Origin of the sequence: Delftia acidovorans SPH-1, from assembly GCF_000018665.1 — a bacterium.
Lineage (GTDB): Bacteria > Pseudomonadota > Gammaproteobacteria > Burkholderiales > Burkholderiaceae_C > Comamonas > Comamonas acidovorans.
The window spans coordinates 850,771-863,730 of sequence record NC_010002.1; the positions used below are offsets into that span (position 1 = coordinate 850,771).

11 protein-coding genes are annotated in these 12,960 nt (G+C 68.4%); 10 read left to right on the plus strand and 1 reads right to left on the minus strand.

Annotated features, from left to right (window positions below):
- Positions 1 to 28: 28 nt before the first annotated feature.
- The 10 genes from DACI_RS03900 (at position 29) to DACI_RS03945 (ending at position 10,909) form a co-directional block, all read left to right on the plus strand.
- On the plus strand, positions 29 to 1,141 hold the full coding sequence (locus DACI_RS03900; RefSeq protein WP_012202696.1) for a hypothetical protein: 1,113 nt from the start codon (positions 29 to 31) through the stop codon (positions 1,139 to 1,141).
- Positions 1,142 to 1,163: 22 nt separating this feature from the next.
- On the plus strand, positions 1,164 to 2,408 hold the full coding sequence (locus DACI_RS03905; RefSeq protein WP_012202697.1) for a toxic anion resistance protein: 1,245 nt from the start codon (positions 1,164 to 1,166) through the stop codon (positions 2,406 to 2,408).
- A 2-nt stretch (positions 2,409 to 2,410) separates the two neighbouring features.
- The gene (locus tag DACI_RS03910; RefSeq protein ID WP_012202698.1) at positions 2,411 to 4,021 is read left to right on the plus strand and encodes a vWA domain-containing protein; all 1,611 of its coding nucleotides are present in this window, start codon (positions 2,411 to 2,413) and stop codon (positions 4,019 to 4,021) included.
- 28 nt (positions 4,022 to 4,049) lie between these two features.
- Entirely contained in the window at positions 4,050 to 4,673 is a 624-nt protein-coding gene (locus DACI_RS03915) for a hypothetical protein (protein ID WP_012202699.1), read from the plus strand.
- A gap of 398 nt (positions 4,674 to 5,071) precedes the next feature.
- On the plus strand, positions 5,072 to 5,659 hold the full coding sequence (locus DACI_RS03920; protein ID WP_012202700.1) for an anthranilate synthase component II: 588 nt from the start codon (positions 5,072 to 5,074) through the stop codon (positions 5,657 to 5,659).
- 28 nt (positions 5,660 to 5,687) lie between these two features.
- Positions 5,688 to 6,722 carry an anthranilate phosphoribosyltransferase gene (trpD, locus tag DACI_RS03925; RefSeq protein ID WP_012202701.1) on the plus strand — a complete coding sequence of 345 codons (1,035 nt, stop codon included), beginning with the start codon at positions 5,688 to 5,690 and terminating at the stop codon, positions 6,720 to 6,722.
- A 50-nt stretch (positions 6,723 to 6,772) separates the two neighbouring features.
- Entirely contained in the window at positions 6,773 to 7,576 is an 804-nt protein-coding gene (gene trpC, locus DACI_RS03930) for an indole-3-glycerol phosphate synthase TrpC (RefSeq protein WP_012202702.1), read from the plus strand.
- Positions 7,577 to 7,770: 194 nt separating this feature from the next.
- Positions 7,771 to 8,508: a right-handed parallel beta-helix repeat-containing protein gene (locus tag DACI_RS03935; protein WP_197968067.1), complete on the plus strand. Its 738-nt coding sequence runs from the start codon at positions 7,771 to 7,773 to the stop codon at positions 8,506 to 8,508.
- A gap of 18 nt (positions 8,509 to 8,526) precedes the next feature.
- Complete coding sequence (locus DACI_RS03940) at positions 8,527 to 10,020, plus strand: fibronectin type III domain-containing protein (RefSeq protein ID WP_012202704.1); 1,494 nt, start codon at positions 8,527 to 8,529, stop codon at positions 10,018 to 10,020.
- A 157-nt stretch (positions 10,021 to 10,177) separates the two neighbouring features.
- A complete protein-coding gene (locus DACI_RS03945; protein WP_043780562.1) occupies positions 10,178 to 10,909 on the plus strand; it encodes a uracil-DNA glycosylase in 732 nt (243 codons plus the stop codon).
- Here the strand turns inward: DACI_RS03945 and DACI_RS03950 are convergent.
- Positions 10,903 to 12,936: an alkyl/aryl-sulfatase gene (locus DACI_RS03950; RefSeq protein ID WP_012202706.1), complete on the minus strand. Its 2,034-nt coding sequence runs from the start codon at positions 12,934 to 12,936 to the stop codon at positions 10,903 to 10,905. The two genes, DACI_RS03945 and DACI_RS03950, sit on opposite strands and share 7 nt — an antisense overlap.
- Positions 12,937 to 12,960 lie beyond the last annotated feature (24 nt).

Genomic DNA, 12,960 nt, shown 5'->3' on the forward strand with positions numbered 1-12,960 from the left:
TTGCCGTCATCCAGGGCGGAGCCTCTCAATGAACGCGCGCCGTGCTTTGGCGGCGGGGCTGGCGGCGCTGCTGCTGGCGGCCGTGGGCGGCGGCATCTGGTACTCGCGCACGGCCCTGGTGCAGGACCGCCAGGCACAGCTGACGCAGCAGCAGTCCGTGACGACGCGCGGCCTGATCGGCTCCGAGAAGGAAGCCTTCTTCCAGGACGAGCGCGTGCGCGACGTGCTGGCGCGCCACGGCGTGACGGTGACGGTGCAAAAGGCCGGCTCGCGCAGCATTGCCAACAGCTACGACCCCAAGCAGTACGACTTCGGCTTTCCCTCGGGGGCGCCGGCTGCGGCCCAGCTCAAGGCGGCGGCCAGGGCCGGCACGGTCTATACGCCGTTCTACACGCCCATCGTGTTCGCCAGCTGGCGGCCCATTGCCGAGATCCTGATCGCCAATGGCGTTGTGCAAAAGCAGGGCGACTTCTTTTACGTGACCGATCTTCCCGCCCTGCTGGCCATGGCCGGCAAGGGCACGCGCTGGCGTGACCTGAAGGCCTCCGGCGCCTTTGCCACCGGCAAGGCCGTGCTGCCCGCCAGCACCGATGTGCGCAGCTCCAACAGCGCGGCCATGTACCTGGCGCTGGCCAGCTATGTGCTCAACGGCCAGCAGGTGGTGCAAAGCCCGGCCGACCTGGAGCGCGTGCTGCCGCAGGTGGCGCCGCTGTTTTTGCGCCAGGGCTTCCAGGAAAGCTCGTCGGCCGGCCCCTTCGAGGACTACCTGGCCCTGGGCATGGGCAAGGCGCCGCTGCTGGTGGCCTATGAATCGCAGCTGGTGGAGTTCCTGCTGCGCCACCCGCAGCGCAGGAGCGGCGAGATGGTGATGCTCTACCCGCAGCCCACGCTGTATTCCAAGCATGTGCTCGTGCCCTACACGCCTGCGGGCGATCGCGTGGGCCAACTGCTCGAATCCGATCCGCAACTGCGCGCATTGGCGCAGGAATACGGCTTTCGCACCGGCGGCGACACGCACGGGCCCGAGCGCTGGGCCGGGCAGGGCGTGCAGGCGCCCGCGCAGCTGGTGGATGTGATCGAACCGCCCAGCCAGGAGTGGCTGGAGCGAATGATCGTGGACATGGAGCAGCGCTTCAAATGACCGAACGTTCCAGGAGCAACCGATGAGCAACACCCCCCAGACCACCGCTGCCAGCGCCGCCGTGGCCGTGCCTGCACAGGAGCAGGATTTCGTGCTGGAGCCGCCTGCGCCCGCCCTGCCCGTGCCCATCGAGTCGGCCAGCGGCAAGGTCCGCCTCAAGGCCGAGGAAGTGCAGCAGCTGGACGCGCAGGTGGCGCAGTTCATCGACGACATCACCGCCAACGACAGCCAGTCGCCCGCGTTCAAGGGCGCGGTCGAGCGCATCCACGGCATGGGCAACAAGGAGGTGCAGGCCGCTGCGGCCGTCTCCAACCGCATGCTGGAGCGCCCCGTCAAGACGCTGAACAACGGCCTGTTCGACCAGGGCAGCCAGATCGGCCAGGGCCTGATCGACCTGCGCCGCCAGGTGGAGGCGCTGGACCCCTCGCGCCAGGACGACCTGTTCAAGCCGCGCAAGCTGCTGGGCCTGATCCCCATGGGCAACAGGCTGGTGGACTACTTCGACAAGTTCCAGTCGAGCCAGAGCCACCTGAACGCCATCATCGACAGCCTCAAGCGCGGCAAGGACGAGCTGCTGCGCGACAACGCCGCCATCGAGCAGGAAAAGGCCAACCTGTGGGGCCTGATGGAGCGGCTGGAGAAATACATCCACATCGGCAAGAAGCTGGACGCGGCGCTGGAGGCCAAGGCGGCGCAACTGGACGCCAGCGACCCGGAAAAGGCGCGCGTGGTGCGCGAGGACATGCTGTTCTACGCACGCCAGAAGGTCACCGACCTGCTCACCCAGATGGCGGTGAACGTGCAGGGCTACCTGGCGCTGGACCTGGTGCGCAAGAACAACCTCGAACTGGCCAAGGGCGTGGACCGCGCGACCACCACCACGGTCTCCGCCCTGCGCACGGCCGTCATCGTGGCGCAGGCGCTGGCCAACCAGAAGCTGGTGCTGGACCAGATCACGGCGCTGAACACCACCACGGGCAACCTGATCGCCGGCACCAGCGAGCTGCTGCGCGAGCAAAGCGGGAAGATCCACGAGCAGGCGGCCAGCAGCACCATCGACATCGCCAAACTTCAGCAGGCCTTCGGCAACATCTACCAGACCATGGACGCCATGGCCGACTTCAAGGTCAAGGCCCTGGCCTCCATGCAGACCACGGTGGACACGCTGTCGCAGGAGGTGGACAAGTCCCGCGCCTATCTGGAAAAGAGCCGCCGCGAGAACGTGCGCGAGGCGCTGCAGGCGCCCGCCGGCGAGGTGGTGCTGTGAGCATGTTCCAGCGCCTGGCGGCTTGGTGGCTGCTGGGCCTTGCGCTGGCCCTGGCCGGCTGCGGCAAGTCGCCCGAACCCGCGCAGCAGGCCGCCGCCAAGTCCGATCCGTCCGCCGCTCCCCAGGGTGCATTCACCGTGCTGGCCGGCTCCGAGCTCAAGGACGTGGCGCCCGCGCTGGAGCAGGCCGCCACGGCGGCGGGCGTGCCGCTCAAGCTCAGCTATGCGGGCACGCTGGAGATGGTCGAGCGCATCAATGCGGGCGAGCAGTACGACGCCATCCTGCCGCCCAATGGCGCCTATCCCGCGCTGGCGCTGGCAAACAAGCCGCTGGCGCGCGAAAAGCTTTTCTACTCGCGCGTGGCCCTGGGCGTGAAGGTCCCCGTGCTGCAAAAGCTGGGCTGGGACAAGGCACCGCCCACCTGGGCCGACATCGCACGCGCTGCCGCCCAGGGCCGGCTGCGCTACGGCATGACCAATCCGGCCAGCTCCAACACCGGCATGAGCGCACTGTTCGCCGTGGCCTCGGCCGTGGCCGGCAAGACCGAGGACCTGGACGCCAGGGAGGTCAATGCCAAGGTGCTCAAGGACTTCCTGTCGGGCCACAAGCTCACCGCCGGCAGCTCCGGCTGGCTGGCCGAGGCCTTCGAGCGTGAGCCCGGCGCCGTCGATGCGCTGGTCAACTACGAGGCCGTGATCCTGCGCCTGAACGAGAAGCTGCTCGCCGCCGACCGGCTCACCCTGGTCTACCCGCGCGACGGCGTGATCTCGGCCGACTATCCGCTGATGCTGCTCAACGCGGCACGGCGCGCAGACTATGACCGGCTGGTCGCCCAGTTCAAGGCCCCCGCCTTCCAGGGCCAGCCGCTGCGCCAGGCCCAGCTGCGCCCCGCCAGCCCCGAGGCACAGGCCAGCCCGGCGCTGCCCACGGCGCCCGTGGTGGAGTTGAGCTTTCCGAACCGGCTGGAGGTGATCGATGCCGTGCTCTCGGCCTACCAGAGCGATCTGCGCCGTCCGGCCACCAGCATCTTCGTGCTGGACGTGAGCGGCTCCATGAAGGGTGCGCGGCTGGCGCAGATGAAGGAGGCGCTCAAGCTGCTGTCCGGCGCCGAGGCATCGGCCGCCAGCCAGCGCTATGCCGCCTTCCAGGCGCGCGAGCGCGTGCTGCTGATTCCGTTCTCGGGCCTGGTGGGCCAGCCCGCGCGCGTGCAGTTCGCGGCGGGCGACCTGCAGGCCGCAAGCGCCCAGGTGCTGGCCTATGCCGACAGCCTGGTGGCCGACGGCGGCACGGCCATCTACGACGCGCTCACGCTGGCCCAGCAGCAGGCCCGCCAGGAACTGCGGGCCGATCCCGAGCGCTTCGTCAGCATCGTGCTGCTGACCGATGGCGCCAACACGGCCGGCCGCGACTGGGCCGCGTTCGAGCGCGAGCAGCGCATGGCGCGCGACGGCGGCGCGCCGCTGGTGCGCGTCTTTCCCATCATCTTTGGCGAGGCGCAGTCCGGCGAAATGCAGGCCCTGGCCGCGCTGACGGGCGGGCGCGCCTTCGATGCGCGCAACACCGGCAAGAGCGGACTGCCGCTGGTGTTCAAGGAAATCCGGGGCTACCAGTGACAGCGCCGCCACCTATCGGACCCGCCTGATGCGCCGCCTGCAGCTTTTCTTCTACGGCAACGGCAACCTCGCCGGCCTGGCGCTGGCCCTGCTGGGGCCGGTGCTGCTGTTTGCCGGCGTGATCGGCGCCGGCTGGGGCTGGATCACGCTGGGGCTGTACGTCGCGGGCCTGCTGCTGGGCTGGGCCCTGCAGCCCGCGGGCGCCAGCTTCGAGCGGGCGCTGCAGCAGCACTGGAGCGCCGAGGACATCCGCGAACGCATCGACGAGCTGGTGCAAAAGGCCCGCCCGATGCTCACGCCCGAGATGCAAAAGCACCTGGACAGCGTGCGCGGCTCGGTGCACGAGGTGCTGCCCTCGCTGGCCGACGCCGGCCCGGTCTTCAACGACGGCCTGTTCACCGTGCGCGAGACGGTGCTGCAGTACCTGCCCGCCACGCTGTCGCACTATGCGGCGCTGCCGCCGCTGTTCCGTGTCACCCAGCCCGTGCAGGACGGCAAGACGCCCAGGCAATTGCTGACCGAGCAGCTGGCGCTGCTGGCCGGGCAGATGCAGCAGGTGGTGGCCCATGTGGCGGCCAGCGATGCGCAGGCGCTGCTGGCCAACGGGCGCTTTTTGAAGCAGAAGTTCGACCAGCCGGATTTCCTGAAGTGAGGCGCCTGCAGGGTCGTCCCGCCACGCTGCGCGGACCCTGTGTTAGCATGCTCCGCCATGCAGCCTGCTGCATTCCCGTCTTCCAGACACCTGAACTCTCGATCCAAGACAGCCATGAACGGTACGCCCGTTTCGATCATCGTTGCACAGTGGTGGCGCTTCCAATAAGGAAGCGGCACGTCGTCGCGGTTGCGTACCGCACCTTGCCGCCGTGACGGCAGCAAGGCTCACTCAGCAGATGGCTCCCCGGCACGGCGGCTCCCAGAACCCAGGAGATTGCCCAGATGCCCTCAGATTCCCCCTTCCAGACCCAGGCAGCATTGCGCGCATTCCCGCGCCAGCCTTCGCTGCGGCATGCCCGCGCCACCCGTTTTTCCCTTTGAGACCCAGGAGCCGGTATGACCAGACTGCTGATGATCGACAACTACGACAGCTTCACCTACAACATCGTCCAGTACTTCGGCGAGCTGGGTGCCGATGTCACCGTGGTGCGCAATGACGAGGCCACGCTGGACGAGGTGATCGCCCTGGTCGAGCGCGAGAAGATCGACCGCCTGGTGATCTCGCCCGGCCCCTGCTCGCCGGCAGAAGCCGGCATTTCCGTGGCGGCCATCCAGCACTTCGCGGGCCGCCTGCCCATCCTGGGCGTGTGCCTGGGCCACCAGAGCATTGGCGCGGCCTTCGGCGGCGACATCGTGCGCGCGGGCCAGCAGATGCATGGCAAGACCAGCGTCATCACCACCGACCGCAAGGGCGTGTTCGCCGACCTGCCCGAGCAGTTCACGGTCAACCGCTACCACTCGCTGGCCATTGCGCGCTCCAGCCTGCCCGAATGCCTGGAGATCACGGCCACCAGCGAGGACGGCGAGATCCAGGGCGTGCGCCACACCAGCCTGGCCATCGAGGGCGTGCAATTCCACCCCGAGAGCATCCTCACCGAGCATGGCCACGCCATGCTCAAGAATTTCCTGGAACAGAAGGCCTGAGCAGGCCGGCACCAACCGAGACACCGCAATGACCCAGATCACCCCCCAGGAAGCGCTGCAGCGCACCATCGAGCACCGCGAAATCTTCCACGACGAGATGCTGCACCTGATGCGCCTGATCATGCGCGGCGAGCTGTCGCCCGTGATGACGGCGGCCATCGTCACCGGCCTGCGCGTGAAGAAGGAGACCATCGGCGAGATCACGGCTGCGGCCGAGGTCATGCGCGAGTTCTCCAACAAGGTCCATGTGGAGGACAAGCGCCACCTGGTGGACATCGTGGGCACAGGCGGCGACGGCGCCAACACCTTCAACATCTCCACCTGCTCCATCTTCGTGATCGCGGCGGCGGGCGGCAAGGTCAGCAAGCACGGCGGGCGCAGCGTCAGCAGCAAGAGCGGCAGCGCCGACGCCATGGAGGCGCTGGGCGTCAACATCCAGCTCACCCCCGAGCAGATCGCGCGCAGCATCGCCGACGTGGGCATCGGCTTCATGTTCGCGCCCAACCACCACCCGGCCATGAAGAACGTGGCGCCCGTGCGCAAGGAGCTGGGCGTGCGCACCATCTTCAACATCCTGGGCCCTCTGACCAACCCGGCCAGCGCGCCCAACATCCTCATGGGCGTGTTCCACGAGGACCTGGTCGGCATCCAGGTGCGCGCGCTGCAGCGCCTGGGCGCCGAGCACGCCATCGTGGTCTATGGCCGCGACGGCCTGGACGAGATCAGCCTGGGCGCGGGCACCCTGGTGGGCGAGCTCAAGGATGGCGTGGTGCGCGAGTACGAGATCCATCCCGAGGACTTCGGCCTGCGCATGGTGGGCACGCGCGCCTTCAAGGTGGACAATCCCGAGGAATCCAAGGCCATGCTGCTGGGCGTGCTCCATGGCGAAAAGAGTGCCGCGCGCGACATCGTCTGCCTGAACGCGGGTGCCGCCCTGTATGCGGCCAACGTGGCCTCCAGCATCGAGGACGGCATGGCCCGCGCCCAGGCGGCGCTGGACAGCGGCGCGGCCCTGGCCAAGCTCAACGAACTCGTGGCCTACACGGCCCGGCTGACGGCCTGAGCCGCGCAGCCCCCATCGACCACCGAATACAAGAAACCAAGGAAAGCAACGTGTCCGACATCCTCAAGCAAATCTGCGACGTGAAAGTGCAGGAAGTGGCCGCCGCCCAGAAGCGCATGCCCTTCGCGGACATGCGCCGCGACGCCGAAAGCCGCGTGCTCACGCGCGACTTCGTGGGCGCGCTGCGCGCCAAGATCGCCGCCGGCCAGGCCGGCGTGATCGCCGAGATCAAGAAGGCCAGCCCCAGCAAGGGCGTGATCCGCGAGGACTTCATCCCCGCCGACATCGCGCAAAGCTATGCCGATGGCGACGGCAAGGGCGTCAGCGCCGCCTGCCTCTCGGTGCTGACCGACAAGCAGTTCTTCCAGGGCAGCGTGGACTATCTCAAGCAGGCGCGCGCCAGCTGCCACCTGCCCGTGCTGCGCAAGGACTTCATGGTCGATCCCTACCAGATCTATGAATCGCGGGCCATGGGCGCCGACTGCGTGCTGCTGATCGCCGCCTGCCTGGACGACGCGCAGATGGCCGAGATGGAACAGATCGCCCACAGCCTGGACATGGCCGTGCTGGTCGAGGTGCACGACGGCGCCGAGCTGGACCGCGCCCTGCGGCTCAAGACGCCGCTGGTGGGCATCAACAACCGCAACCTGCGCAGCTTCGAGGTCAGCATCCAGACCACGCTGGACCTGCAAAAGAACGTGCCGGCCGACCGCCTGCTGGTCACCGAGTCGGGCATCGGCAGCCGCGAGGACGTCAAGGCCATGCGCGATGCCGGCATCCACAGCTTCCTGGTGGGCGAGGCCTTCATGCGCGCCAAGGAGCCGGGAGAGGCGCTGGCCAAGCTGTTTGCCTGAAGCCGAGACCGGATCGGTCCCTCGGTGGTGCGCCACCGAAGCAGCCCGCCGCAGCCATGCGTGCGGGCTTTTTTTTGTGCAAATAGTGTTTCTAAAAGTTTTTCGTTTGCATGATAATTATTGACAATGCGCATGAAATGCCGCTCCGGCAACATGGCCGCAGCCCATCGCCTACGGAGATTCCGATGTCGTTCATGCCCCGTGCCCCTTTCCCGTCCAGCCGCGGCTGGGCTGCCCTCATCGTTTGCGCGTCTGCCGCGCTGGCATCGTCCGGCGCCTGGGCACAGGCCACGCGCACCTGGGTCTCGGGCGTGGGCGATGACGTCAACCCCTGCAGCCGCACGGCTCCCTGCAAGACGTTTGCGGGGGCCATCTCCAAGACGGCCGCCAAGGGTGAGATCAATGTGCTGGACCCGGGCGGATTCGGTGCGATCACCATCACCAAGTCCATCACCATTGACGGCAGCGGCGGTGCCATCGCCGGCGTGCTGGTGTCTGGCACGAACGGCATCACTGTCTCTGCAAACCCTTCGGATACCGTGGTGCTCAGGAGCCTGGACATCAACGGCGTTGACCAGGGCCTGTCCGGAGTGAACATCCTGCAGGCCGGCAAGGTGGTGGTGGAGAACGTCAAGATCCAGGGCTTCGCGCAGGCGGCGGTCAGGGTGGACGCTGCAGCCACCAACACCTCTGTGCTCGTGCAAGGCTCGCAACTGCTGGGCAATGTGCAGCCGGTCCAGGGCGATGCAGCCCGCGCCGCCATCAGTGTCCAGAGCACGACCGCCCAGGTCTACCTGTCCAACACCACGGTGTTCGGCAATGACAAGGCGTTCAACGCTGTGGCTGGCGGCAAGATCACCTCGTTCAACAACAACCGGGTCATGGGCAACACCCAGGACAGCGCCCCCACCGACACCGTCTACGAACGCTGATCGGCGCAAGGCAGCATCATGCACAGCGTAAAAGGCGTTGCCCGCAAGTCCTGTCTGGGGCTTGCGGTGTTTGCGGCCCTGGGCCCGGCGCAAGCCGCCGAACTGCTGGCCAACGGCAGTTTCGAGCAGAACTCCGGTCCGGGTTCCCTGGTTTTCACGGGCTGGCAATCCGTGTCCCAGGCCGGCTCCAAGGGCGGCTTCGCCGCCCAGCAAGGCGCCAGGGGCGCCATCACGCCCGTGGCCGTGCCAGCACCTCCCGACGGGGCATTTGCCCTCATGAGCGACCAGCCCGGCCCCGGCAGCCATGTGCTCTACCAGGACGTCGCCATTCCGGCGGGCAGCCCGGCCACGCTGAGCGCCCGCGTCTATGTCCAGAATGCGGCCAAGGTCGCTGCGGCGCCGGCCACGCTTGACTACACGGTGGCTGCGCCCAACCAGCAGGTGCGCATCGACGTCATCAACCCCGCCGCCGCGCCCGACAGCCTGGGCGCCGGTGTGCTGGCCAACGTCTTCCAGTGGCCGCCGGCCACGGCGCCCGGTCCTTCGGCCAGCGGCAGCGGCTACCAGTCGCTGCAGTTCGACCTGTCGGCCTACGCGGGCCAGACCGTGCGCCTGCGCATTGCCGAGGTGGACAACCGGCAAAGCCTGTTCTTCGGCGTGGATGCGATGAGCGTCTGGTCCGGCAGCGTTCCGGGCGCACTTCAGCCACCTGCCGATACGGGCTTTTTCGCGCAGGGCACGGCCGTGCAGCTGACCTTCGATCCGGTGGCCTCCATCCCCGGCCAGACGGTCACGGGCTATGTGGCGCAATGTGTCCCGCAAGGCGGCGGCGCGGTGCTGATGGGCACGTCCAGCACTCCGACGGTGGCGGTCAACGGCCTGACGCCCGGCGTGGCCTACAACTGCAGCGTGGCGGCACAGTCCAGCAGCGGTGCGGGGCCCGCCTCGCAGCCCCTGACGGTCAACGCCCCTGTCGCTGGCGCCACCACCATCTCGACCCTGCAAGGCGGCAGCGCGACGCTGACCGTCAGCAATCCGGCCAGCGGCTGCAGCCTGCAATCGGCATCGCTGGTGCGTGCGCAAAGCCTGCCTGCTGCACCACCCCAGGGTGCAGCGGCCTATCCGCTGGGTGTGCTGGACCTGCGCTCGTCGGGCTGCAACTCAGGCGCGACGCTGAAGCTCAGCGTCACCATGCCGCAGGCCCTGCCTGCGGGTGCCCAGTACTGGAAGTACGGCCCCACGGCGGCCAACCCGGCACCGCACTGGTATGCCTTCAACGACGGCTTCAAGGTGATCTCGGCCAATACCTACACCCTGGAAGTCCAGGACGGCGGCCTGGGCGACGATGACCTGCAGGCCAATGGCGTGGTGGTCGATCCGGGCGGCATCATGGTGATGGCGGCGACCTCTGCTGCAGCCATTCCCGTGTGGAACCTCGCGGGTCTGGCGGCCACATCGGCCTCGGTGCTGCTGGCCATGGCGGCAATGCGCCGGCGCCGCCGGACGCGCTGATGCGCTGACGTGCATGTCGCACACGCCGGGCGGCTGTGCGACTGCGGGTATCCTCAGGACATCAATGCACCGGCCGCGCGCCGGTGCATTCCCGTTTCTTTCGTACCTTCGAGGAACCACCATCGCGCGCCATGCGTGCGCTGGTGCCCCATCCGCCATGGCCCTTCAAGACGACGCAATCGCCCCGGCGCAAGCCGACCAACTCCAATCCGCCGATCCCGCCGACTGGCCCGTTGCGCCTGACTGGCAGCCCCTGGTCGAGGACTTCTTCGCGGGTGCCACGGGCCAGCAGCTGCTGACCTTTCTGCACCAGCGCCTGGAAGCCGGCGCCGTGATCTTTCCGCCCCAGCCGCTGCGCGCGCTGGAGCTGACCCCGCCCGAGGAAGTGCGCGTGGTGATCCTGGGGCAGGACCCCTACCACGGCCGGGGGCAGGCCGAAGGCCTGTCGTTCTCGGTGGCGCCGGGCGTGCGCATGCCGCCCTCGCTGCAGAACATCTTCAAGGAGATGCAGCGTGACCTGGGCGTGCCCTTCCCCCCGTTTCCCAACCCGGGCGGCAGCCTGGTCAAGTGGGCCAGGAACGGCGTGCTGCTGCTCAACACCTGTCTCACGGTGGAGGAAGGCCAGGCGGCCAGCCACTCGGGCAAGGGCTGGGAGCTGCTGACCGATGCGGTGATCCGGCACATCGCCCAGGGCGCGCGCCCCGTGGTCTTCATGCTCTGGGGCAGCCATGCGCAGTCCAAGCGCGCCTTCATTCCGGCCGACCGGGGCCATCTGGTGCTGACCAGCAACCATCCCTCGCCGCTGTCGGCGCTGCGCCCGCCCGTGCCCTTCATCGGCAACGGGCACTTCGGCAAGGCGCGCGACTTCCGCGCACAGCACGGTTACTGAGCAGCTCGTTCGGGGCGTGGCTCCACCATGGGGAACACGCTGTCGAAGCGGTCCAGCATGGACATGAGCGCCGTCACCTTGGAGGCATCGCCCTCGATGCGCAGCTGGCCGCTCTTGATGGCCTCGGCCATCGTGGTCTCCTGGCCTGCAATGGCGTCCAGCGTGGCGCGCGTCAGGCGCAGGCTGGCATGGGCGGAGGGCGCAAGGCCCGGGCTCTGGGTGAGGGCGCTGTTCTCCAGGTTCAGGCTGCGCTGCTCGCCGGTGTCGGTGAAGGTCCAGTTGAGCACGATGCGCTGGCCTGCGGCCTTGCCGGCGTCCAGCCGCACGCCCAGGTAGTCGAAGAACATCTCCAGCGGCAGGCTGCGCACCAGGTCGCGCGCGGTGCTGCCGGGCCTGGGCAGCTGGGGCACGCCCTGGCGCAGTTCCGCCGCGCCCTGCAGGAAGGCGTTGCGGGCCGTGGCCGATTCCATCTGGTAGCCCAGTTGCTCATAGGCATTGGCCGCCAGGCGGCGCGCGGCCTGGTTGGCCGGGTCGGCAAAGACCAGCTGCGAGGCGATCTGCGCCACCCAGCGGTATTCGCCGCGCTCGTAGTCGGCCTGCGCACGGCGCACCACGGCGTCGGCGCCACCCATGTATTCCACGGTCTTGCGCGCGGCGGGCACGGGCGGCAGCGCCTCCAGCTGGGCCGGGTTGCCTTCGTAGTAGCCCAGGTAGTGCTGGTAGATGGCGCGGATGTTGTGGCGCAGGTGGCCGTAGAAGGCATGTGTGGCGCCGTCGCGGGCCAGGGATTCGGGCATCTTCAGCATCTCGGCGATCTCCGAGCCCACGTAGCCGTGGTTCATGAGGCGCACGGTCTGGTCGTGCAGGTATTTGTAGGTGTCGCGCTGGCTGGCCAGCATGCGCTGCAGCCGGGGCTGGCCCCAGACCGGCCAGTGGTGCTGGGCGATCAGGATCTCGGCCTTGCCGCCATAGGCGTGCAGGGCGTCGTTCAGGTGGCGGGACCAGCCCAGCGCGTCACGCACCTGGGCGCCGCGCAGCGGCAGCAGGTTGTGCTGGGTGTGCACGGCGATCTCGGCCATGTTCAGCACCTTGAGCTGGGGGTAGTACATGATCATCTCGGCCGGCGCCTCGGCCCCGGGCGTGAGCGCGAACTCGATGTCCACGCCGTCGATGCGCAGGGTCTCGCGCGGCTTGTCGATCACGCGCGTGGGCGCGATCAGCCCCATGGTGCCGGGCGCACCCGCCTTGCCCAGCCCTGCGTCCACCTGTCCCCTGGCATCGCGCGGCAGCAGCATGCCGAACTGGTAGAGCGCGCGCCGGCCCATGGCGTGGCCGGCGATCACGTTCTCGCCCACGGCCTCGGCCATGAAGCCCGCCGGGGCGATGACCTGCACGCGGCCTGCATCCACCTCTTCCTGGCGCACCACGCCGCGCACGCCGCCGAAATGGTCCACATGGCTGTGCGAGTAGACGACGGCCACCACGGGCTTGCGCGGGCGGTGCTGGAAGTACAGGTCCATGGCGGCCTGGGCGGTCTCGGTGTACATCAGCGGATCGACCACGATCAGGCCGGTCTCGCCCTCGATGATGCTCATGTTCGACAGGTCCAGGCCGCGCACCTGGTAGAGCCTGTCGGTCACCTGGAACAGGCCGCTGACGCGGTTGCGCTGGGCCTGGCGCCACAGCGCGGGGTGCACGGTGTCGGGCGCCTGGTCCCGCTCCAGGAAGGCATAGGACTGCATGCTCCAGATGGGACGGCCCTGGGCATTGCGCACGACCAGGGTGTCGGCCGGTGCGATCAGGCCGCGCCGGGCGTCCTCCATGGCCTGCGCATCGTCCAGCGGCTGCTGCGCCAAGGCCGCCTGCTGGGCCGCGCGCGTGACGGCGCTGGCCGGCTGGGGCCTGGCCATGTCGGAGACGGGCAGGGTGCTTTGGGCGCAGGCGCCCAGCAAAGCGGCTGTGGCCAGGCTGGCCAGCAGGCGGGAAGGGCGCGCCAGCGCGCGGGGCAGGGAGTGTGAGGCTTGCATGGAAAGGTCTCCTGGCATGTGTTC